22 protein-coding genes are annotated in these 22,347 nt (G+C 65.5%); 19 read left to right on the top strand and 3 right to left on the bottom strand.

Translation table 11 applies throughout. The features are described 5' to 3' along the window. Positions 1 to 130: 130 nt before the first annotated feature. The 15 genes from FS787_RS03675 (at position 131) to FS787_RS03605 (ending at position 15,458) form a co-directional block, all read left to right on the top strand. Positions 131 to 2,008: a nucleoside-diphosphate sugar epimerase/dehydratase gene (locus tag FS787_RS03675; protein ID WP_144670944.1), complete on the top strand. Its 1,878-nt coding sequence runs from the start codon at positions 131 to 133 to the stop codon at positions 2,006 to 2,008. Further along, positions 2,008 to 3,030, top strand: coding sequence for a glycosyltransferase family 4 protein (locus FS787_RS03670; protein WP_260982468.1), 1,023 nt, complete (start codon positions 2,008 to 2,010; stop codon positions 3,028 to 3,030). The genes FS787_RS03675 and FS787_RS03670 overlap by 1 nt, the downstream gene beginning before the upstream one ends. A gap of 121 nt (positions 3,031 to 3,151) precedes the next feature. Continuing rightward, complete coding sequence (locus FS787_RS03665) at positions 3,152 to 3,637, top strand: hypothetical protein (protein WP_144670942.1); 486 nt, start codon at positions 3,152 to 3,154, stop codon at positions 3,635 to 3,637. Continuing rightward, positions 3,630 to 3,959, top strand: a complete 330-nt coding sequence (locus tag FS787_RS03660; RefSeq protein WP_144670941.1) for a hypothetical protein — start codon at positions 3,630 to 3,632, stop codon at positions 3,957 to 3,959. The genes FS787_RS03665 and FS787_RS03660 overlap by 8 nt, the downstream gene beginning before the upstream one ends. Positions 3,960 to 4,050: 91 nt before the next feature. After that, positions 4,051 to 4,851 carry a F0F1 ATP synthase subunit A gene (gene atpB, locus FS787_RS03655; protein ID WP_144670940.1) on the top strand — a complete coding sequence of 267 codons (801 nt, stop codon included), beginning with the start codon at positions 4,051 to 4,053 and terminating at the stop codon, positions 4,849 to 4,851. A gap of 79 nt (positions 4,852 to 4,930) precedes the next feature. Further along, positions 4,931 to 5,134: an ATP synthase F0 subunit C gene (gene atpE, locus FS787_RS03650; protein ID WP_009356484.1), complete on the top strand. Its 204-nt coding sequence runs from the start codon at positions 4,931 to 4,933 to the stop codon at positions 5,132 to 5,134. A gap of 57 nt (positions 5,135 to 5,191) precedes the next feature. Continuing rightward, positions 5,192 to 5,740 carry a F0F1 ATP synthase subunit B gene (locus FS787_RS03645; RefSeq protein WP_144670939.1) on the top strand — a complete coding sequence of 183 codons (549 nt, stop codon included), beginning with the start codon at positions 5,192 to 5,194 and terminating at the stop codon, positions 5,738 to 5,740. Beyond that, positions 5,740 to 6,564 carry a F0F1 ATP synthase subunit delta gene (locus FS787_RS03640; RefSeq protein WP_144670938.1) on the top strand — a complete coding sequence of 275 codons (825 nt, stop codon included), beginning with the start codon at positions 5,740 to 5,742 and terminating at the stop codon, positions 6,562 to 6,564. The genes FS787_RS03645 and FS787_RS03640 overlap by 1 nt, the downstream gene beginning before the upstream one ends. An 86-nt stretch (positions 6,565 to 6,650) precedes the next feature. Further along, complete coding sequence (atpA, locus tag FS787_RS03635; protein WP_144670937.1) at positions 6,651 to 8,288, top strand: F0F1 ATP synthase subunit alpha; 1,638 nt, start codon at positions 6,651 to 6,653, stop codon at positions 8,286 to 8,288. Positions 8,289 to 8,364: 76 nt separating this feature from the next. Beyond that, entirely contained in the window at positions 8,365 to 9,258 is an 894-nt protein-coding gene (locus FS787_RS03630; RefSeq protein ID WP_144670936.1) for a F0F1 ATP synthase subunit gamma, read from the top strand. 80 nt (positions 9,259 to 9,338) lie between these two features. After that, positions 9,339 to 10,793 (top strand): F0F1 ATP synthase subunit beta, encoded by a 1,455-nt coding sequence (gene atpD, locus FS787_RS03625; protein WP_056426125.1) that lies wholly within the window; start codon positions 9,339 to 9,341, stop codon positions 10,791 to 10,793. A 1-nt stretch (position 10,794) separates the two neighbouring features. Further along, on the top strand, positions 10,795 to 11,079 hold the full coding sequence (locus tag FS787_RS03620; protein ID WP_144670935.1) for a F0F1 ATP synthase subunit epsilon: 285 nt from the start codon (positions 10,795 to 10,797) through the stop codon (positions 11,077 to 11,079). 10 nt (positions 11,080 to 11,089) lie between these two features. After that, positions 11,090 to 11,521 (top strand): DUF2550 domain-containing protein, encoded by a 432-nt coding sequence (locus FS787_RS03615; protein ID WP_144670934.1) that lies wholly within the window; start codon positions 11,090 to 11,092, stop codon positions 11,519 to 11,521. Between the two features lie 5 nt (positions 11,522 to 11,526). Beyond that, positions 11,527 to 12,906 (top strand): esterase family protein, encoded by a 1,380-nt coding sequence (locus tag FS787_RS03610; RefSeq protein WP_144670933.1) that lies wholly within the window; start codon positions 11,527 to 11,529, stop codon positions 12,904 to 12,906. Continuing rightward, a complete protein-coding gene (locus FS787_RS03605) occupies positions 12,903 to 15,458 on the top strand; it encodes a bifunctional lysylphosphatidylglycerol flippase/synthetase MprF (RefSeq protein WP_144670932.1) in 2,556 nt (851 codons plus the stop codon). The genes FS787_RS03610 and FS787_RS03605 overlap by 4 nt, the downstream gene beginning before the upstream one ends. 207 nt (positions 15,459 to 15,665) lie before the next feature. On the opposite strand, the gene FS787_RS03600 is transcribed toward FS787_RS03605, so the two are convergent. Further along, positions 15,666 to 15,869: a cold-shock protein gene (locus tag FS787_RS03600; protein ID WP_024365900.1), complete on the bottom strand. Its 204-nt coding sequence runs from the start codon at positions 15,867 to 15,869 to the stop codon at positions 15,666 to 15,668. A gap of 245 nt (positions 15,870 to 16,114) precedes the next feature. Here FS787_RS03600 and FS787_RS03595 point away from each other — a divergent pair, with 245 nt between their 5' ends. Next, positions 16,115 to 16,732 carry an AAA family ATPase gene (locus FS787_RS03595; RefSeq protein WP_144670931.1) on the top strand — a complete coding sequence of 206 codons (618 nt, stop codon included), beginning with the start codon at positions 16,115 to 16,117 and terminating at the stop codon, positions 16,730 to 16,732. A 29-nt stretch (positions 16,733 to 16,761) separates the two neighbouring features. Here FS787_RS03595 and nucS read toward each other — a convergent pair whose 3' ends face one another. Then, the gene (gene nucS / locus FS787_RS03590) at positions 16,762 to 17,457 is read right to left on the bottom strand and encodes an endonuclease NucS (protein ID WP_144670930.1); all 696 of its coding nucleotides are present in this window, start codon (positions 17,455 to 17,457) and stop codon (positions 16,762 to 16,764) included. 59 nt (positions 17,458 to 17,516) lie between these two features. Between nucS and FS787_RS03585 the strand changes: the two genes are divergently transcribed. Both FS787_RS03585 and FS787_RS03580 read left to right on the top strand, forming a co-directional pair. Next, entirely contained in the window at positions 17,517 to 17,870 is a 354-nt protein-coding gene (locus FS787_RS03585; RefSeq protein ID WP_144670929.1) for an ATP/GTP-binding protein, read from the top strand. Positions 17,871 to 17,961: 91 nt separating this feature from the next. Next, positions 17,962 to 18,768, top strand: a complete 807-nt coding sequence (locus FS787_RS03580) for an alpha/beta hydrolase (protein WP_144670928.1) — start codon at positions 17,962 to 17,964, stop codon at positions 18,766 to 18,768. 74 nt (positions 18,769 to 18,842) lie between these two features. On the opposite strand, the gene FS787_RS03575 is transcribed toward FS787_RS03580, so the two are convergent. Next, a complete protein-coding gene (locus tag FS787_RS03575) occupies positions 18,843 to 20,027 on the bottom strand; it encodes an AI-2E family transporter (protein ID WP_144671917.1) in 1,185 nt (394 codons plus the stop codon). A gap of 316 nt (positions 20,028 to 20,343) precedes the next feature. Between FS787_RS03575 and FS787_RS03570 the strand changes: the two genes are divergently transcribed. After that, entirely contained in the window at positions 20,344 to 22,266 is a 1,923-nt protein-coding gene (locus FS787_RS03570) for a hypothetical protein (RefSeq protein WP_260982375.1), read from the top strand. Positions 22,267 to 22,347: the final 81 nt, after the last annotated feature.

Genomic DNA, 22,347 nt, shown 5'->3' with positions numbered 1-22,347 from the left:
GACCCGGGCTGCCGGCGCGATACCTATTAGTATCGTCTGAGACCCGGGTGCCGTCCGACAGTTGCACGGCGGGTAAATTTTGAAACAGGCGCATGGCCGCCGTGGTAGTGGAAGTCGGTTGCAATCTCTGTTGACTACAAAATCTGAAGCGCGCGAACCCGCCGCGGCACCGGACGAGAAGAAGCCTCCGCTCTGGATCTGGATCCAGCTGTTCCTCGACTCGATGTCGTGGGTTGTGGCAATCATCCTTGCCCTGCTGCTGCGCTACGAAATGGGCATCAGGGAAGACCAGCTTGTCAGCGCCATGATCATTATGGCCATTGCCATTGTTGTGCAGGCCGCGGCCGGCTACGCGCTGGCGTTGTACCGCGGCAGGTATCCCTTTGGCAGCTTCCAGGAGGCCAAGGCCCTCGTCTTCGTCACCGTGATTGTGGCCGCCTCCATCACCTTGAGCCTGTTGGTGCTTTACGAGGCCATCGGCATCGGCCGCAGCGTCGGGCTCATCGCGTTCCCTTTCGCCTGCCTCTTTATGGGAGCCGCCCGCTACGCCAAGCGGCTGTATGTCGAGGGCAAGAACCGCCCCGGCGAGGGCGCCCAGAACACCCTGATCTACGGTGCGGGCTTCCTGGGCAACTCCCTCCTGACACGCATGCTGCAGGACTCTGATTCACCGTATTTCCCGGTGGGCCTGATCGACGACGATCCCGGCAAGAAGCACCTGCGGCTCTCCGGCGTCCAGGTCCTGGGCCGCGGCGACGACCTGCCGGCCCTCATCCGGCGCACCCGCGCCACCGTGCTGGTGCTGGCCTTCGCCAACGTCGAGGCTGCCGTTGTCCGCCGGATCTCCGACGCCGTTGCCGGGCTGAACGTCCGGGTGCTGGTCCTGCCTCCGCTCCGGGACATGCTGGGCCGCGGCGCGCCCGAAGGTTTCTCCGATTTCCGCGATGTGGCGGTCGAGGACCTGATCGGCCGCCGCCCGGTGGATATCAAGGTCGACGAGATCGCGGGCTACATCAAGGGCAAGCGCGTCCTGGTCACCGGCGCCGGCGGCTCCATCGGCTCTGAGCTGTGCCGCCAGATCGTCCAGTTCTCTCCGGCGGAACTCATCATGCTCGACCACGACGAGACGGGGCTGCAGCATACCCAGATCTCCATCACCGGTCGGGGACTCCTCGCCGGCCGCGACACGGTGCTGGCCAGCATCCGTGACGGCGCCGCCCTGCAGGAGATCTTCCAGGACCGCCGCCCGGAGGTGGTGTTCCATGCCGCCGCCCTCAAACACGCTCCGTTGCTGCAGCAGTATCCGGTGGAGGCCTGGAAGACGAACGTCCTGGGCACCCTCAACGTGCTGCGCGCGGCCGAGCGCAGCGGCGTTTCCCACTTCGTGAATATCTCCACGGACAAGGCGGCCAACCCGACGACGGCGCTGGGCCATTCCAAACGCGTTGCCGAGAAGCTCGCTGCCTGGATGGCAGGCCAGACGGGCCGTAAATTCGTCTCCGTCAGGTTTGGCAACGTGATGGGAAGCCGCGGCTCCATGCTGCCGCTGTTCACGGAACAGATCCGCGTGGGCGGTCCGGTGACGGTGACGGACCCTGAAGTCACCCGTTTCTTCATGACCATCCCGGAGGCCTGCCAGCTGGTCATCCAGGCCGGCGCGATCGGCCGGGGCGGCGAAGTCATGATCCTGGACATGGGGGAGCCGGTCAAGATCCTGGACGTCGCCCAGCGCATGATCGCGATGTCCGGCAAGAAAGTGGACATCATCTACACCGGGCTTCGGCCCGGCGAGAAGCTCCACGAGGAACTCGTGGGTACCGGCGAGCTGGACGAACGCCCGCTCCATCCGAAGATTTCGCACACCCGGGCCCACGAGCAGGACCCCGCCGGGCTGGACCTCAATGTCTGGCTGGCCCGCTGCGAGGCCGAGCAGGGCCTGGACATCGAGTCCATCCCCGACGACGAGGCGGATGAACCGGGCGAGAGCATCAGGGCGGCGGCATCGTGATGCCCTTGATCCTCGTTGCCGGCATCACCCTGCTTGCGAGCATCCTGCTGCCGTTCGCGGTCAAGCCGTGGCTGGTCAGGATGGGCGTCGTCGACGTTCCGTCGGCCAGGTCCTCCCACAGCCGGACCACCATCCGCGGCATGGGCGTGGCCGTCTCCCTGGCCACTGCCATCGGATACGCTGCCGCCATCCTGCTGGGGGCGGTGACGGTGGACCGGTCAGTATTCCTCGTGGTTTTTGCGGTGATCGGCGCCAGTGCGGCCGTGGGATGGATCGAAGACCTCCGCGGCCTCTCCATCCGCGGCCGCGCCGCCGCGCAGCTGGGAATCGGTACGGCAGGGTCGGCGGCGCTGCTGGTCCTCACCGGTCAGTCCTTCTGGTGGCTGCCCCTGGCCGCCGTGGCCATCGCGGCCTACATCAATATTGCCAACTTCATGGACGGCATCAACGGGATTTCCAGTTTCCACGGAATCCTGACCGGCGGCGCCTATGCGGCTGCCGGTGTACTGGCCGGGCAGCCGTGGCTCACCGCCGGCGGCGCCGTGCTGGCCATGGCCTTCCTGGGGTTCCTGCCCTGGAACCTCTCCCGGGGCTCCGTGTTCCTCGGCGACGTCGGCAGCTACCTCCTCGGCGCCTCGGCTGCTGCCCTGGCGGTGGCCGGGTTCCTGAGCGGCGTCTACGTCGAGTACCTCCTGACCCCGCTCCTGGTCTACCTGGCGGACACCGGCTACACCCTGCTGCGCCGGATCAAGTCCGGCGAACGCTGGTACGCATCCCACCGGGAGCACATCTACCAGCGCCTGACCGATGTCGGCTTCTCACACCTGCAGGCGGCCGCCACGGTGTCCGCCTGCACCGCCGCCGTGATTGTCCTTGGCTTCATTGCCGCCACGGCCCCGCTGCCCGTTGTGGTGCTGTGCGCCGCCGGGAGCCTGGCCGTGCTGGCGCTCTATCTTGCCTCCCCGGACCTGATCGGGCGCTTCCGACGCCGGCAGAAGGTCACCCGGGTGCCGGCGTCGTAAGCCGCCAAGCCGCGCCGGACCCGGCCGCGGCAAGGTTATGTTCTATCTCGTGTAGAATTCAGGTGCGGGTTGACGCCCGCGACTCCTGAACAGCAGCCACCTCCTCGACGATTGGGATCCTATGACCTCCAACGCCGAACCCGGACCCGTGTCCGGCGCCGGACCCGTTGGTGTCTCAGGTCCCACAAAATCCTTGTGGCTGCGCCTGCTGGTCATCAGTTCGGCCGTTTCCGGCGGAGCGCTGCTGCTCACCGCCCTGGCGGCGCTGCTGCTCGACGGCGCGGAGGCGGCGCTTTCGTCCGTCTTCGGCGGTGCCCTGGTGATGGCCTTCTTCGCGATCAGCCTCCTGGTGGGCCACTTCGGCGGCCGGAACCATTCCTCCGGTGCCATCGGCCTGTTTGCGGCCACGTACTTCATCAAGGTCGTCGGCTTTGCCGTTGTGCTGTTCGCCATCGGCAGTCCCGAGTGGCTGAACGGACGCTGGTTCCTGGCCGGCGCCGTCGTGACCGTGGTCCTGTGGCAGGCCGCCGAGATCTATGGTTTCAGCAAGGCACGGCTCCAGCTCTACAACGACCCCGAGACCCCGGAAGGCGGCACCCATGTTTAGCCGCAAAGTCCGACCGAAAAACAAGCCCGTTGCCCCTGAAAGACGTGCCGTCACCCCCGGCGTTTCCGGCGACGGAGCCGACGGCGGATACAACGCCGGCATCGCGGTCTTCAGCTACATTATTGGCGGAATCCTCGTCTGGAGTTTGATAGGGTGGGGTCTGGATAATCTGTGGGGAACCCGCTGGATTGTGCTCGCAGGCGCCCTGCTGGGAGCCGCGGGAGGGTTCTATCTTTCTCATATGCACGGCCTCACCAGCCCGGACAATTTTGCTGGCGGGGACAATGCTGCACGTGGCCCGTCCGAGGACGAGGATCAGTAATGCCAAATAACTTCACAGGGGGAGAGGCCGGCCGCAACGCCGCCTTGCCCCTACCAACGCCCAATGATGGACACTGCAGAGAGGAAACGCGTTGATCGCGCTTGCGCTCCCGGCCCAAGATTCAGGAGAGTTCACCCCTCCTGGAATTGAAGAAATGCACCTGCCGGCAATCGTGCCGTGGGGGGCGGCCGACGGATTCTCCAAGCAGATGCTGCTGGTAATCCTTTCGGTCGTTATTATCGCCACATTCTTTCTGCTGGCTGCCCGTAAGGGCCAGCTTGTTCCCGGCAAAATGCAGTTCGCCGGCGAAGCCGCCTATGGCTTCGTCCGCAACGGCATCGCCAAGGACATCATCGGCGGCAAAGACTTCATGAAGTACGTCCCGCTGTTGTTCACCCTGTTCTTCTTTATCCTGGTGAACAACATCTACGGCGCCATTCCTCTGATCCAGCTTCCCAGCTTCTCGCACGTCGGCGGCGCCTATGTGCTCGCAGGAATCGTGTACGTCACCTGGATCGCCATCGGCGTCAAGAAGAACGGCCTGAAGTACTTCAAGCTGGCCACCGTGCCGACCGGAGTTCCGGTCTACATCCTCCCGATCGTCATTCCGATCGAGATCATCTCCAACTTCCTGGTCCGCCCCGTCACGCACAGCCTCCGTCTGTTCGCGACCATGCTGGCCGGCCACCTGATCGTGATGATCGCCGGCTCCGGCATCGAGTTCCTCGTCATGCAGGAGAACATCCTCCTGAAGGGCACGTCGGTCCTCGTCCTCGGCGGCGCGATCGCCATGTACATGCTGGAAGCGCTGATCATGGCGCTGCAGGCCTACGTGTTCACCCTGCTGACCGCCATCTACATTGAAGGCGCGCTGCACGCGGACAGCCACTAGGCACCCCACAAACTTCCCCTCACGGGGATGAAGCACACCAAACAACCTGCCACACAGATGGCATCTTGAAAGGAATAAAATGGAAGGCAATCTCAACCTCGTAGGTTACGGTCTGTCCGCAATCGGCGGTGGTATCGGTGTTGGTCTCGTGTTCGCCGCTTACATCAACGGCGTCGCACGTCAGCCGGAGGCACAGCGTGTCCTCCAGCCGATCGCATTCCTCGGCCTTGCGCTGACTGAAGCCCTCGCCATCCTCGGCCTGGTCTTCGCCTTCGTTCTCTAGTCTGAACTTTAGAACTAAGCGAACATCCAGAACCGAGTAGATAAGGACGGGTGAATTATGAATCAGCTGATCATCTCAGCCGCCACGGAGGGCACCAACCCTCTGGTTCCCAATCCCTGGGAAATGCTTGTCGTCTTCGCCGGCTTTGCTGTTCTTATGTTCATCGTGGTCAAGTACGTTGTCCCGATGTTCGAAAAGACCTTCGCAGAGCGTGCTGAGGCCATTGAAGGCGGCATCGCCAAGGCTGAAAAGGCGCAGGCAGAGGCTTCCGCTGCACTCGAAGAGTACAAGCAGCAGCTCACCGATGCCCGTGCCGAGGCAAACCGCATCCGCGAGGAAGCCCGTGCCGAAGGCGCTCAGATCCTTGCGGACCTGAAGGAGAAGGCAGCTGTAGAGTCTGCCCGCATCACGGCGCAGGCCCACGCGGCGATCCAGTCCGAGCGTCAGGCGGCCGTTGTGTCGCTCCGCACGGAGGTGGGCACCCTTGCCACCACGCTGGCTGGCCGCATTGTCGGCGAGTCGCTCGAGGACGACGCGCGTTCGGCCCGTGTGGTTGACCGCTTCCTGGCAGATCTGGAGAACCAGAACGCAGGTGCAGCTAAGTAATGGCAGGTGTATCGAGCGAATCGCTGACCGCGGCGCTGGTGGCGCTGGAAGCCAAGCTTCCTTTTGCCTCGCTGCAGTTGGCTAAGGAACTCTTCGGAATCCTGGGAACGGTGGACACCTCGGCTGGCTTGCGCCGCGCCCTGACTGACCCGTCCCGCAGCGGCGACGAAAAGTCAGCGCTTATCAAGCAGCTCTTCAGCGGGAAAGTCTCCGCGGACGCTGTGGAAATCGCGAGCGGACTGGCCGGCTCGCGCTGGGCTTCCGCCCGGGATATCGGCGATGCACTCGAGACTCTTGCCGCTTCGGTGGTCATCGCCGTTGCTGAGAACAAGTCTGCCGTCTCTGCCTCGGGAATCACCGGCCTGGAAGCGCTGGAGAACGATCTGTTCTCCTTCAACCAGGCTGTGGAGTCCAACCACGAGGTCCAGCGTGCTGTGTCCGAACCCCAGGCGAGCCCGGCTGCCAAGGTTGCCCTCGCTGAAAAGCTCGTACCCAGTGCCAGCGAGGAAGCGAAAGTCCTGATTGGACAGGCAGTGTCGCACCCGCGTGGCCTCAAGGCGACCAAGCTCGTCCGTCGCTTCGCCGAGCTTGCAGCCAAGCGCCAGCAGCGCTGGATTGCCACGGTCAGTGTCACCCGTCCGCTGACGGAAACGCAGACCAGCCGCCTGCAGGCGGGGCTGAATGCCCTTTACGGGCGGGAGCTCAAAATCAACATGAATGTTGACCCGGCACTCATCGGTGGCATCCGGATCCAGGTGGGTGACGAAGTGGTTGACGCTTCGGTTCTTGCCCGTCTGGGCCAGCTTCACCGTCAGCTTGCCTAGCAAGCCGGACAAGCACAACTTAACTGATAAAACCCCGGTCATCGTGAGCAACGATGATCACGAAAACAGGAGAGCAGGGACTGCAGATGGCCGAATTGACCATCAACGCCGACGACGTCCGTAATGCGTTGAACGAGTTCGCGGCGTCCTACGAACCCGGAAACGCAGAGCGCGTAGAGGTCGGCCGTGTAACAACCGCAGGTGACGGCATCGCCCGTGTTGAGGGCCTTCCCTCGGTCATGGCGAACGAGCTGCTTCGCTTCGAAGACGGCACGCTGGGCCTGGCCCAGAACCTCGACGTCCGCGAAATCGGCGTCATCATCCTCGGTGACTTCACCGGCATCGAAGAAGGCCAGGAAGTCCACCGCACCGGACAGGTTCTGTCCGTGCCGGTGGGCGACGCCTTCCTCGGCCGCGTCGTTGACCCGCTGGGCGAGCCCATTGATGACCTCGGCGAGATCAAGGCCGAGACCACCCGTGCACTGGAACTCCAGGCGCCCGGCGTGACCCAGCGCAAGTCGGTCCACGAGCCGATGCAGACCGGCCTCAAGGCTATCGACGCCATGATTCCGATCGGCCGCGGCCAGCGTCAGCTGATCATCGGTGACCGCCAGACCGGCAAGTCGGCAATCGCGATCGACACGATCATCAACCAGAAGGCCAACTGGGCTTCCGGGGATGTCAACAAGCAGGTGCGCTGCATCTACGTGGCCATCGGCCAGAAGGCATCCACCATCGCGGCTGTCCGTCAGACCCTTGAGGACAACGGCGCACTGGAATACACCACCATCGTGGCTTCCCCCGCCTCCGACCCCGCAGGCTTCAAGTACCTGGCACCGTACGCCGGTTCGGCAATCGGCCAGCACTGGATGTACGGCGGCAAGCACGTCCTCATCGTGTTTGATGACCTCTCCAAGCAGGCCGAGGCCTACCGTGCAGTGTCACTGCTGCTGCGCCGCCCGCCGGGCCGCGAAGCCTACCCGGGCGACGTGTTCTACTTGCACTCCCGCCTGCTGGAGCGTTGTGCCAAGCTCTCCGACGAGCTCGGTGCAGGTTCGATGACCGGCCTGCCGCTCATCGAGACCAAGGCAAACGACGTCTCCGCCTACATCCCGACCAACGTGATCTCCATCACCGATGGCCAGATCTTCCTCCAGTCGGACCTCTTCAACGCCAACCAGCGTCCGGCTGTCGACGTGGGTGTCTCCGTCTCCCGCGTCGGTGGCTCCGCCCAGGTCAAGTCCATGAAGAAGGTCTCCGGTACCTTGAAGCTGGAACTGGCCCAGTACCGCGACATGCAGGCATTCGCAATGTTCGCGTCGGACCTCGACGCCGCATCGCGCCAGCAGCTGACCCGCGGTGCACGCCTGATGGAACTGCTCAAGCAGGGCCAGTACTCACCGTTCCCGGTTGAGAACCAGGTCGTCTCCATCTGGGCCGGCACCAACGGCCACCTGGACGAGGTTCCGGTTGAAGACATCAACCGCTTCGAGACCGAGTTCCTGGAGCACCTGAAGCACAAGTCCTCCATCCTGACGACGCTGGCCCAGACCAACGTCATGAGCGATGACACTGCAGAAGCACTGAAGACCGCGATCGTGGACTTCAAGAAGGGCTTCTTCGGCGAGGGAGACAACCTCCTGGTGGGTGCGGGGCACGAAGAACACGCCCCCATCGACGAGGCACAGGTCGACCAGGAAAAAATCGTCAAGCAGAAGCGCTAGTTTCGCTGGCAGGGACTGCCGGGACCCCCGCGGGTTCCGGCAGTCCCGGCCACCGGGATCTTAGGAAAGGATAAGTATGGGAGCCCAGATCCGGGTCTACCGCCAGAAGATCAGCTCGACGACGTCGATGCGCAAGATCTTCAAGGCGATGGAACTGATCGCTACCTCGCGCATCGGGAAGGCCCGAGCACGCGTAGCAGCTTCACTGCCTTACGCAAACGCCATCACGCGTGCCGTTTCTGCTGTCGCAAGCCAGAGCGAAATCGACCACCCGCTGACCACCGAGCCGGAGCAGATCCGCCGGGCCGCCGTCCTGGTAATCACCTCGGACCGTGGCCTCGCAGGTTCGTACTCCGCGAGTGTGCTCAAGCAGGCGGAAGGCCTCAACGAGCTCCTCGTCGAGGAGGGCAAGGAAGTCAAGATGTACCTGGTCGGCCGCAAGGCGCAGGCATACTTCGACTTCCGGAACCGTCCTTACGAGCGTGTTTGGACCGGCGGCACGGACGCACCGGAGTTTGCCACCGCACAGGAAATCGGCGAGGCACTGCTGACGGACTTTGCGACGGACTACGCCGAGGGCGGCGTCGACGAGATCCATGTCGTCTACACCCGCTTCAAGTCCATGGTCACCCAGGAACCGACCGTTGTGCGTCTTCTCCCGCTTGAGGTTGTCGAGGAGCAGGCCGTGTCCGAATCGGACCTCCTGCCGCTCTACGAATTCGAGCCGGAGACGGAGCAGGTTCTCGACGCTCTGCTGCCGCGCTACATCGAGTCCCGCATCTTCGCCGCGATGCTGCAGGCAGCAGCTTCGGAACTCGCTGCCCGCCAGCGGGCAATGAAGTCCGCCGGAGACAACGCCACGGAGCTCATCAAGAAGTTCACGCGTCTGCGCAACACCGCCCGCCAGGCTGAAATTACGCAGGAGCTTTCCGAAATCGTGGCCGGTGCCGACGCGTTGAACGCGTCCTAGCCTCCCCGAGCCCGGAACCAGCTGTACCTGCACCAAAGTAAACTTAACCCCAACGCCATCTACTGAGTGAAGTGAGAGAGATGACTGCCACTGCTACCGAACACGTAGCCGCGACGACCGGTGCTACCGGCCGTATTGCACGTGTTATTGGCCCGGTTGTCGACGTCGAATTCCCGGCTGACGCAATCCCCTCGATTTACAACGCACTCACCACCGAGATTACTCTCAACGGTGAGACCAAGACGATCACCTTCGAGGTTGCGCTGCACCTCGGCGACAACGTCATTCGCGCCATCTCCCTGCAGGCAACCGACGGACTCGTCCGCGGCACCGCCGTAGTGGACTCGGGTGCCCCCATCTCCGTGCCTGTTGGCGACGTCGTCAAGGGACACATCTTCAACGTCCTCGGACAGCCGCTGGACGTGGCCGAGTCGGAACTCGAGATCACCGAGCGCTGGCCGATCCACCGCAAGGCTCCCGCCTTCGCGACGCTTGAGGGTTCCACCGAGATGATGGAAACCGGCATCAAGGTCATCGACCTTCTCACCCCGTACATCAAGGGTGGCAAGATCGGTCTGTTCGGTGGTGCCGGCGTCGGCAAGACCGTGCTGATCCAGGAAATGATCACCCGTGTTGCCCGCAACTTTGGTGGCACCTCGGTGTTCGCCGGTGTGGGCGAGCGTACCCGTGAAGGTAACGACCTCTGGGTTGAAATGGAAGAGGCAGGCGTCCTCAAGGACACCGCCCTTGTATTCGGCCAGATGGATGAGCCGCCGGGAACGCGTCTGCGCGTGGCCCTGTCCGCCCTGACCATGGCGGAGTACTTCCGCGATGTGCAGAACCAGGACGTGCTGCTCTTCATCGACAACATCTTCCGCTTCACCCAGGCAGGCTCCGAGGTTTCCACCCTCCTCGGCCGCATGCCGTCGGCCGTGGGCTACCAGCCCAACCTGGCTGACGAGATGGGACTCCTCCAGGAGCGCATCACGTCCACCAAGGGCCACTCGATCACCTCGATGCAGGCCATCTACGTCCCCGCAGATGACTACACCGACCCGGCCCCGGCCACGACCTTCGCACACCTCGACGCGACCACGGAACTTTCCCGTGAAATCGCTTCCCGTGGTCTGTACCCGGCCGTTGACCCGCTGACGTCGACCTCCCGCATCCTGGATCCGCAGTACATCGGCAACGACCACTACAACACGGCCGTCCGCGTCAAGCAGATCCTGCAGAAGAACAAGGAACTCCAGGACATCATCGCCATCCTCGGCGTTGACGAGCTTTCTGAAGAAGACAAGATCGTCGTGTCGCGTGCACGCCGCATCCAGCAGTTCCTGTCGCAGAACACCTACACCGCCAAGCAGTTCACCGGCGTCGAAGGCTCCACCGTGTCCATCAAGGACACCGTTGAAGGCTTCACCGCGATCTGCGACGGCGAGCTGGACCACATCGCAGAGCAGGCGTTCTTCAACGTCGGCGGCCTCGATGACGTCGAGCGCCAGTGGGCCAAGATCCAGGAACAGACCAAGTAATATGGCTGAGCTTGAGGTTGAGATTGTCGCAGCGGACCACTTCGTGTGGTCCGGAGCGGCCCAGATGGTCAAGGCCCGCACCAGCGATGGTGAAATCGGAATCCTGCCCGGCCACTCGCCCCTGCTGGCGATTCTGGCCGAAGGTGAACTGGCAATCCAGCCGGTGTCCGGTGACCGCATTGCTGTAGTCGTCGACGGCGGTTTCTTCTCCGTCGACAACAACCGGGTCGTCATTGTTGCTGACAACGCCCAAATGGGCGACGCGGCTACTGCGGGGATCCGCTAGCACGACCTTGATGAACGATACTGTTATTCCGTTCATCGTCCTGGCAACGATCTTTACGTTGCTGGTATTTGCACTGTGCCTTTCCGGGGTGCGCCGCTTCAATCTGCGGCGCGCCCTGGGCACGGTGGACGCCTCCATTTGCACGGCTGGTAACAGCTGGCAGATGGGGGTTTGTCGTTATCAGGACAACGACCTTGAGTGGTTCCGCCTTGCCTCGCTGAGCATGCGGCCCAAGCACACTTTCCGACGGAGCTCCCTGGAACTGATCGGCCGGCGCAAGCCCACCGAATCCGAGCTCGTCAAGGTCCAGCCCGACGCCGTGATCGTTGAACTCCGGTACGAAGGGCAGGACGTCCTCCTCGCGATGCGGTTCGACGCCTACACCGGGCTGTCCTCCTGGCTTGAAGCCGGGCCGGTCGTCGGCGTCGGCACCTGGCGCTAGCCCGGGTGGATTTCCTCGAAGACCTCCGGCTCGTGGACGGGCCGGTGCTGTGGATTGCCTGGGCTGCGGGCGCCGCGGGCGCGGCCTACCTCCTCCGGCATGCGGGCCGGCCCCGCAAGGACGCGGCCGGGCCCCGCTGGCCGGGGCTCCTCGCTACTGTCGCCCTTGTCATCCTGTCCGCCGCCGTGCTGCTCGCCGGTGCGCACTGGCTGATGATCTACGTCTTTTCCGTCTTCCCCGGCGAACTGCCGGGTGAGGTCCTTGCCTGGTCCCTTCCCGCGGTCGCGGCACTGCTGCTCTGGCTCATGCGCGTGTGGCGAACCTGGCGGACCGGTCACACGCCGTCCCTTGAACACCCAGACCGGCCCCGTCCTGCACGGACTACCGTGCTGTCCACGGGAGCCCTGCTGGGCGTCGTTATCCTCTCTGCCCTGCAGACCAACATCTACTTTGGCCTCAACCACACCGTCAGCGATCTGCTGGGCACCGCCGTGGCGCGGGTCCCGCCGCTGGAAGACGGGCTTCAACGCACCCCCGGAGCCCCTGCCGGCCTCAGCCTGGCCGGCTGGACGCCTCCGGAAGGGCTGCCCGACGGCGGTCTGCTGCGGCGCGCCGTTATCCCGGGAACCACCTCGGGCTTCCAGAGCCGCGAGGCCTACATCTACCTGCCGCCGGCCTACCGGACCAGCCCGCGCCCGGCCCTGCCCGTTCTGGTCCTGTTCGCCGGCCAGCCGGGCGCGCCGGCCGACTGGCTCACCGGCGGGGCGCTGCGCAGCCGCATGGACCGGTACGCGGCGGAACACCGCGGGGTGGCCCCGGTGGTGGTTGTGGTGGACCCCAACGGCTCCTCCTCGGGCAACACCCTCTGCATGGACAGCAGGATCGCCCGGGCCGACACCTTCCTCGCCGTGGACGTGCCTGCGTGGATCAAACGGACGCTGGACGTGAACAAGGAGCCCTCGCAGTGGGCGGCCGGCGGATTCTCTTTCGGCGCAACCTGCGCGATGCAGATGGTGACGCGGCATCCGGACATCTACAGCTCCGCGCTGGCCTTTTCCAGCGAGAAGGAACCCGCCCTGGCCAAGGAGCGCGAAAAAACCATCGCCGCCTCCTTCAACGGAGACACCGAAGCCTTCGACCGCCAGACACCGCTGCGGATTATGCAGGAGCGCCGCTTCGAGGGACACGCCATCTATTTTGGCGCCGGTGAGCGGGATCCTGAATTCATCGGCTACATGGAGATCCTGTCCCACGCCGCACGTGCCGCCGGGTTCACGGTGGAGGCACGCCCCGTTTCCGGTGCCGGGCACTCCTGGGAGGCGGCGTCCCAGGGACTGCCTGACGGGCTCGACTTCCTGGCGTCCCGCTGGGGTATCCGGCAGTGAGCCCTGCCACAACGGCACGGCCGCGGGGGACCGGGCCCGCGCCGCTCCAAGGCCTTGGCCGCAAGGGCCTGCGCCAGTCACTGGGGCATCTGCGCTCCATCCCGTTCACCCTGACAGTCCTGGCGGTTTTCCTTGTCACCGGCGCGGCCACCGGGAGCTTCCTCTCCGGGCCTCCGGAAGCGTTGTTGGACGTGGCCTCAGTGAGCGCCCCCGGGCTGAAAGTCGGGCTGTGGTGGTCGCTGTTCACGTCCCTGTTCTTTGCCACCAACCTGCTGGCCTACGGCGCGGCCGCGCTGATGATCCTGCTCCTGCTGGGTCTGGCCGAGCGGCAGCTGGGGACCCGGCGCACTGCCGTGTTCTACTTCGCCGCCCAGTTCGCGGCGGTGACCCTGTTCCTGTTGCTGACACAGCTTGCCCGTTATGCCGACGACGGCTGGCTCAGCAGAATGGTCGACGCGCGGCTGATGGGCCCGTACGCGGCGGTCCTCGCCGTCTCGCTGGCGTCCAGCGGCCTGCTGCCCACGCTGTGGCAACGCCGGCTGCGCACCGCCGTTGTCTCCATCTCCCTCATGCTGGTGCTGTATGTCGGGCACGCGGAGACCGTCGTCGGGTTAGCCGGGGCCCTGGCGGGCCTCGCAGCCGGCTGGTGGATCCAGGGCGACCGGGGCACGCTGCACCGCCACCGTTCCACGGGACGCGAGACCCGCAATCTCCTGGCCCTGACGGTCGCGATTTTCGCCGTCGGTCCCATTCTGACGGCCATGGTCCGGACCCCCACCGGGCCGCTGGCGCTGCTGCGCGACGTCGTGCTGAATCCGCTGCCCACCCTGACGCAGTTGGAACGATATTGCGGCGGCAGCATCGACGTCACGTGCCTCGAGGCCGGACGGGCCGGTTTCGCGGGGCCGCTGGGTCTCGCACTGGCCGTGGTTCCGGTGGTGCTGCTGCTCATCTGCGCCGACGGCATGCGTCACGGCCGACGGCTCGCCCTGCGGATCGCGATCACCCTCCAGCTCGCCGTCACGGTCATGGCCGCCGTCTATCTGTCGCTGTTCGCCAGGATCCACGAGTACCCCGGCCGGCCGCGCACCGGCCTGCTCGGATCCGGGGTGGTCCACATCCTGCCGCTTGTGGTGGTTCCGCTCGTGCTCGTTGTGCTGCTGGCCGCCAACCGCCGGCAGTTCCGCGTCGAGACGAGCCCCCGGGCCCGCCGGGCGCTCACCGCCGTCGTCGGCGGCACCTGGCTGGTGCTGGCCTCCTGCTACACCGCGGTCTGGCTGGCCGCCGGCGGCATGGACCGGGACGGCGGCCTGCTGGGCCTGGCCGCTGAGCTCTCCCGCCAGTACCTCCCGCTTCCCATCCCCGGCACCTACAACCGCATCTTCCAAGGCCGAAATTCCGCCGAGGCCTTCCTCTTCGCCACCTCAGGCATCATCTTCTGGGCGGTGGCCCTTGCCGCCGTCTGGCTGATTCTGCAGCGCCGGCTGCACCGCACCGATGCCGCAGCCGATGACCGCGACGCGGCCCGCAACCTGATCCGTCAGGGCGGTGACTCCCTGTCCTGGATGGCGCTGTGGGAGCCCAACCGGTACGGGTTCGCACCTGACGGCCGCGGGGGAGTGGCCTACCAGCAGCACGGCAACGTCGCGCTGACGCTGGCCGGACCCTTCGGCCCGGCGGCGTCCCGGGAGGAGACCGCAGCAGGCTTCATCCGGTATTGCGCCGAGCACGCCCTGATTCCCTGCTTCTACTCCTGCACGGACGAGCTGTGGCCGATGCTGCGGGGTCGCGGTTTCCGTCGGGTGGCGGTGGCCCAGGAAACCAGGCTGGCGGTACGTTCGCTCGAGTTCAAGGGCAAGGACTGGCAAAACGTCCGCACCGCCCTTAACCGGGCGAAAAAGACCGGCGTGCACGCGGTGTGGGGCCGCTACGCGGACTTAGCGCCCGCGCTGCGCGCCCAGCTGGTCGAGGTTTCGGAGGAGTGGGCCGCGCAGAAATCCGTCCCGGAGATGGGCTTCACCCTCGGCGGTATCGACCAGCTGGAGGACGAAGAGGTGCTCTGCTGCCTCGCGGTGGACGCGGAGGGGCAGGTCCAGGGCGTTACGAGCTGGCTGCCGGTGTACGCGGACGGGCGCCTGGTGAGCTGGACGCTGGACTTTATGCGCCGGCGCGGCGATGCCTTCCCCGGCGTTATGGAATTTCTGATCGCGTCCGCGGTGCTGGAGCTGCGGAACACGGTGGAAGTGATTTCGCTGTCCGGATCGCCGCTGGCTAAGGACACCGCGCAGGTGGCAGACGTTGCCGGCGGGGAGACCGGATCCGGCGGGCTGGCGGGAATTCTCGACGTCGTGGGGAAGGCGCTCGAACCCATCTACGGGTTCCGTTCGCTGGCAACCTTCAAATCCCGTTTCAAACCCGAGTACCGGACGTTGTACCTCTACTACCAGGACCCCCTGCACCTGCCCGCCATGGGCAGGGCGCTGAGCCGGGCCTACCTGCCGGGCTTGTCCGTGCGGCAAAGCGCCCGGCTCCTGAGGACCCTGGTGCGCTGATCCCGCGTGGCCATTCCCCGTCCGGGGCGGCTTTGACCATGATTTCGGGGCTTGGGTCCCCACTCCGCGGCGTGTCCGTGTCAATGTGCCCCCGGAGCGCATCCTCAGGGCGCCGCCGGGTGCGCTGCAAAAAAATGGTCCCCGGCACGAATGCCGGGGACCATTTCTGCGCGGAGACTGCCGCGTGGCCGTCTCCGCTGCGGGGTACTAGACCAGCGTCACGCCGGTAGCCTGGGGGCCCTTGGCGCCCTGGCCGATTTCGAACTGAACGCGGGCGTTCTCGTCGAGGGTCTTGAAGCCGCCGGTCTGGATCTCGGAGTAGTGAACGAAGACATCGCCATCGGAGTCGTCCGGGGTGATGAAGCCGAAGCCCTTTTCAGCGTTGAACCATTTGACAGTTCCCTGTGCCATGTATTTCTCCTCATTATGGATCTTGGTTAAGGCCGGCACACTTCGTGCCGGACTTGGTCACTCCGCGAGAAGAACCTGGCTGTGGGGCCGGAATATCCGGGCTTCGGCGGCAGGCGCTTCACGCTCGCAACATGTCTTGCGAGCATGAAAAACACCTACACAAAGACTGGTATAAGAATTTCATGCCATGTGCGTCAGGTCAACGGGCCCGGGGCACAATTCCATAAAATTTGTACAAAGTATCAATGAACGAATTCACTGCGCGGAATACCGCCGCCTCTTTTGCCTGTGTTGGACAGCCGCTTCCCGGCAGGGCTCCCGCTCGGACGCCACAATGGACCATGGCCACTTCCCTTATTCTGATAAATGGTCTTCCTGGCTCAGGGAAGACCACACTCAGCCGGCAACTGGGTGAGGCATTGTCTGTGCCGGTCGTTTCCAAGGACGCCCTGAAGGAAATGCTGGCCGACATCGCCAGGGGCAATGTGCCAGGCGCCAGGCTGGGGCAGATTGCGTCTGAAACCATGTGGCAGCTGGCGGCTTCGATACCCGGGACCGCCATTGTCGAATCGTGGTGGTACCGGCCACGCGACCTGGCATACGTGGCCAAAGGCATCGCGCATTCGGGCAGCCCTGCCGTGGTCGAAATCTGGTGCGAGATCGATCCTAAGCTCGCCCGGGACCGATACGAGTCGCGCAAGCGGCACGAGATTCATTCCCTGGGGCCATCGGCGGCGACGGCCTGGGCGGCCTGGACGGCACAGGCAGTTCCCCTGTCCGTCGGCCCAACCATCACGGTGGACACAGCGGAGCCCGTTGATCATGCCGGGCTCAGGGAACAGCTCGCGCTGGCCCTGGGCTGATAACGGTTCGAAGCCCGGCGCAGGGGTTTCTAGAAGAGCCGGGATTCGACGTCGTCGACGCCGCGCATGGCGTCGTAGTCGAGCGTGACGCAGTCGATGCCGCGGTCGTTTGCCAGGACCTTGGCCTGGGGCTTGATCTGCTGGGCGGCGAAGATGCCGCGGACCGGAGCCAGGAGGGGGTCGCGGTTGAGCAGTTCGAGGTAGCGCGTGAGCTGCTCGACGCCGTCGATGTCCCCGCGGCGTTTGAGTTCGATGGCCACTGTGGCGCCTTTGGCGTCCCGGGCCAGGATGTCCACCGGGCCGATGGCGGTGAAGTACTCGCGCCGGATGAGGGAGAAACCGGGGCCCAGGAGTTCGATCTGGTCGGCCAGCAGCCGCTGCAGGTCCGCCTCCACGCCGTCCTTGATGAGCCCGGGGTCCTGGCCGAGTTCATGCGAGGTGTCGTGGAGCTGTTCATGGATGTTGATGATCAGGCGGTCGTCGGTCTTGGCTGACTGGACGGTCCACTGCTCCACCACGCCGACTTCAACGTCCACCTCGTCCGGGGTGGAGACCCGCAGGGACGCCGGCGGGCTCATCCAGTTCAGCGGCTTGTAGGACCCGCCGTCGGAATGGACCAGGACGGAACCGTCGGCCTTGACCAGGAGGAGCCGGGTGGCGAGCGGGAGATGGGCTTTGAGCCGGCCGACATAATCAACGGAGCAACGGGCTATGACTAAACGCACCCGGTCAACACTACCGCCTGCGGCGGCGGCGGGCACCCGGGCTGGGGCAGAATGGAACCATGCCCCGTTCCAACCGCCCCCGCCGAGCCGTGTCAGGACGCACCGGCTCCGGCAAAGCGCCGAAGCCCGGCGCCAAAGGCGGCCCAGTGCCTGAGCTGGACCTGGAACGTGCCCGCTCGGGCTTTGCGCGCCGGGAAAGCGCACCCGACGGCGAGTGGTCGGTCCGGCCGATCACCGCCGGCCGCGCCGAAAAGACCTATATCTGCCCGGGCTGTTCCACCGCGGTGCTGCCCGGTGTGGCTCACCTCGTCGTGTGGTCCGAAGACCACCTCTTCGGTGCGGCTGCCGGGCTGGCGGAGCGGCGGCACTGGCACACCAACTGCTGGACGTCACGCAGCTACCGGTATCGCTGACGTCTCCTGCGTTTGCCGGGACGGGGCTGTTAGCCGGGGCGTATTCGCTTGCACAGGCAGAGCCGCCAATTGCTTTAGCTAAGCTGGACGCATGAGTTTTGACCCGGCGTCGTACGTCTTCAGCCAGCCTTCCGGACCCACCGCGATCCGCGCCTCCACCGTTCTCCCGGCCCGCCGGGAAAACGTGGAGCTCCGCACCGCCGACGGGCACCGGCTCGTGGGGGAGCTGGCGCTCCCTGAGTCCGGCGAGGTAAAGGCCACCCTGATCACCCTTCATCCGCTGCCGACGCACGGCGGTTTTATGGACTCGCACGTCTACCGCAAGGCCTCCTACCGGCTGCCCGCCCTCGCCGGCATCGCCGTGCTGCGCTTCAACACCCGCGGCACCGGCTCGCCGCGGGGAACCAGCGAGGGAGCGTTCGAGGAGGGCATCGGCGAACGCCTCGACGTCGAGGCGGCCGTGAAGTTCGCCGTCGACCGCGGACTGCCGAACCGCTGGCTGGTGGGCTGGTCCTTCGGCACCGAGCTCGCGCTGATGTACGGAGCGTCCGAGCCGGTGGCCTCCGAGGTGGAAGGCGCCATTCTGCTGTCCCCGCCGCTGCACCGGGCCACGGACGTGCATCTCAAGGAGTGGGCTGCCTCCGGCAAACCGCTCAAGGTCCTGGTCCCCGAGCTGGACGACTACCTCCAGCCGGCCGGGGCGAAGGAGCGCTTCGAGGTGGTGCCGCAGGCCCGCGTCGTGGGTGTGGACGGGGCGAAGCACCTGTGGGTGGGGGAGAAGTACGCCGGCCGGGTGCTCAACGAGATTGTCGAGGAGGTATTGCCGGGCGGAGCGGGCGGGGCCGGTACCGAACTGCCGCAGTCCTGGGACGGCCCGGTCGCTACAGCCCACGCCTGAGAGATTCCGCTACGGAAAAGGACAGCCGCTACGTGGATCCACGCAGCGGCTGTCCTTTTCCGTGGCGGCAAATGTCAGTGGTTGTCCTGGCGGACGATGAAGATCTCCTTGACCAGCAGCATGATGGCGGCAGCGGTGGGGATCGCGATGAGCGCGCCGAGCACGCCGAGCAGGCTGCCACCGGCGATCACCGAGATGACGGCGACGGCGCCCGGCACAGCGACAGCCTTCTGCATGATGCGCGGGGAGATGAAATACGCCTCGAACTGCAGGTAGGCGAAGTAGCAGACGGCGTAGACCACGGCCGTCTGCCAGCCCGCGGTGAGCGCGATCAGCGTGACGATGACGCCGGCGATCAGGCCGCCCACCAGGGGAATGAACGCCAGCAGGGCCACCACGAAGGCCAGCAGGACCGCGAACGGGACGCCGACAATCGACATCACGATGAACGCGAAGGTCGCGTTAACCAGCGCGACGACCGCCTGGCCGATCACGTAATTGCCCACTGAACCGGTGATTTCCTCGGACAGGGCCTCGACCCTGGCCCGGCGGGACCGCGGGGCCAGGCGGTAGCCCCACTTCTTCATGGCCGGCAGGGCGGCCAGGAAGTAGAGGCTCAGGACCAGCACGATCAGGGCGCCGAACAGTCCGTTCGCCACGGTGGAGCCGAAGCCGACCACCCCGCCGAAGATGCCGCCCATCGCCTCGGGGTCATTGACGAACTTCTCCAGCTCCTGGGAGATGCGTTCTCGCACCCCGTACTGGTTATCGATGCTGCGGAAGAAATCGGAGTTGATGAAATCCGTGATCCAGCGCGGCGCCTCCTCGACGATCTGGGTGACCTGCTGCACGATCGTCGGGATCAGTGTGGCGAAGAAGGCGGCTACACCCAGGGCCAGGCTGGCGACGGCGATCACGATGCCGGCGGCGCGGGGGACCTTCTTCCCTTCGAGCCAGCGCACCACCGGGTCCAGGCCCAAAGCGATGAACAGCGCCGCCACGATCCAGAGAATCAGCTGCGTCGTGTTGGAGCCGATCCAGTAGACCAGCAGGGCCACGCCGACGCCGACCGTCCCCATGAAGCCGACGTAGAGGGGGTGCTGGGAGGACATCCGCGGGCCGGGGTTGCCAAAGCGGGTGCCCGCCTCCGTCTCCGGCGCCATCGGGTCGTCTTCCTGCTCCGGCGGCATCTCAAAGCGAAGCCGCGGCTGGGCTCCGGGAAGCGGCTGGCGGAGCCGGTACGCCATCGAATTCAGCATCCCGGCCAGGGCTGCGCGGCGGGGGGAGACCTGCTCCTGCGAACTTTCCCCCGTGCTGCCGGATTCCAGATTTTCTTCCGGTCCTGAGGGGGACGAGTCCGTGTGTCCAGTCACTGCGTTGAAGCCCTTTAATCTCTGTATTTCCCCTGCGGAGACGCGGCGGCGGCCCCAGTGTGATGATCACCGCAAACACTATCAGCAGGCTTGTTTTGGCGCGGTCAGGCAGCTCCGGCGGGCGGCCCGGAGGGGGCTGACAGCAGCCTCGATCTGACTCCGTGGTAACAAAACGGTTACTATTGAAGCTACGTGTCCGCTGATGATAGGTAATATTTTGCGTTTCAAGACTGCAGTTGCATTAGTGCTGCTCGGCCTCCTGACACTGCTGGCAGGAGTTGGCCAGAAGACATTCTGGGCTCCGGCCGAGACCGTGACCGCCACCGCACCCGAGGGTGCCAAGGCCGCCCCGCTGACCGTTTTTGACGAGAAGCTGCGCACCATGCGCGACGGCACCGTGACCATCACGGTCAAGGGGGAGGGCAGCTTCATGCTGGCCGCCGGCCGTCCGGACGACGTTGACGCCTGGGTCGGCAAGACCGCGCACAACACGGTCTCGGGCGTATCCGAGGACGGCAAGGCGCTGCAGTTGACGCACGCGGAGGGTGAGGCCGCTGCGCCCTCACCGGCAGGCTCCGATCTCTGGGTCAGCACGGAGAACGCCAGCGGCGAGCTGACGTACAACTGGAACGCGCCGGCCGACGGCGACTGGTCGCTGCTGCTCGCAACGGACGGCACCAAGCCGGCCCCCACCTCGATCACCATGACCTACCCGAACGACACCTCTACGCCGTGGGCCGTTCCGCTGATGGTCCTGGGCGGCCTGCTCATCCTGGCCGGCATCGCCCTGATGGTGCTCAAGCCCAAGTCCAAGTCCGGAGCACGTCCCGGCGCCGGCGGCGGTTCAACGGGTGACTCCGACGGCGGCAGCAGCTTTGCCCGCCGTGCGCAGGCCAAGGCTGCGGGCCGCAGCGAGGCCCGGAAGTCCGCCGAAGCCACGTCCGCTGTGCCCGTTGTCGGATCGCCGGAGGCTGAGGCGAAGGGTGCTGATGCGAAGGGCGCAGCCCCGACGAACACAGCCCCGACGAACACAGCCCCGACGAACATCCCCACGAACGCCGCCGAGAAGCGCTCCGGAGCGACGCAGCCGCTGACCGCGGCTCAGCGGCTGCGGCGCTCCGGAGCGGTTGTCGCCGTGCTGACGGCCACCGCCGTCGCAGGCAGCGGAGTGGCCGCGCAGGCCAGCCAAACGCCCGCCCCGTCACCGGGCGAGGCTTCGGCCAGCGCAGAGCCGGCGTCGGGCTCCCCGGTGCTGCTCGATACCCAGTTCCGCCGCATTCTGGAGCAGGTGGCCAGCGCGTCCGACGCCGGAGACGCGGCGAAGGACGCCAACAAGCTCAAGCCCCGCGTCGCCGGTCCTGAGCTCGAAGTCCGCTCGCAGAACTACAAGATCCGCTCCCGCGTCGGTTCGTACGAGCCCCGGATGCCGGTCCGCGCCACCAAGCTCCTCACCACGGTGGTCACCGAGGACCGCGCCTGGCCGCGCAAGGTCATGGCGGTGACCCAGGGCGAGGGCAATGTTGTCCCGCAGCTGCTCACCCTGACCCAGGCCTCCCCACGGGAGAACTACAAGCTGGTCCTGACCACCCCGCTCCAGCCCGGTACCACCTTCCCGGGGATCGAGCGGGACGGCACCGGGACGCTGGCGCCGACAGACAAAACCGGTCTCCTTTACAGCGGCCAGGAAGCGCTGAACGGGCTGGGTGACCGGCTGAATTCCGCCGGATCCAAGTTCAAGGACAAGCTCGCGGAGGGTAAGTCCTCGCCGTACATCGCGGACACCCTGGCCTACCAGGCCGATGTGGTGAAGTCCGGCGTCAACGGCAAATTCGCCTTCAGCCACAAACTGGTTCCGGAGAGCGTTGTGGTCTTCCGGACCGCCGACGGCGGGGCCCTGGCCCTGGGCCGCCTGAACTTCTCGTTCGACGGAACACCGAAGGCTTCCGGCGACAAGCTGACCATCGGCGACGATGCTGCGGCCCTCGCGGGCGGCAAGGAGACCAGCACCGGCATGGTGCTGAAATTCGCCGAGTCGGCGGCTGTTTACATCCCGCCGGCAGGCTCGTCGGACCCGATGAAACTTGTGGCCGCCACCCGCGGCCTCGTGGGGGCCAGCTTCAAGTAGGACCGCAGGCACCAGTGGATACAGAAAGGACCCGGCCCACTGGCCGGGTCCTTTCTGCTGCCCGGGGGCCGTTCAAGTGGC

It is taken from the genome of Arthrobacter sp. U41 (genome assembly GCF_007679325.1).
Taxonomy (GTDB): Bacteria; Actinomycetota; Actinomycetes; order Actinomycetales; family Micrococcaceae; genus Arthrobacter.
The sequence above is the reverse complement of the archived record's forward strand: the minus strand, read 5'-3'. Positions and strand labels throughout refer to the sequence as shown.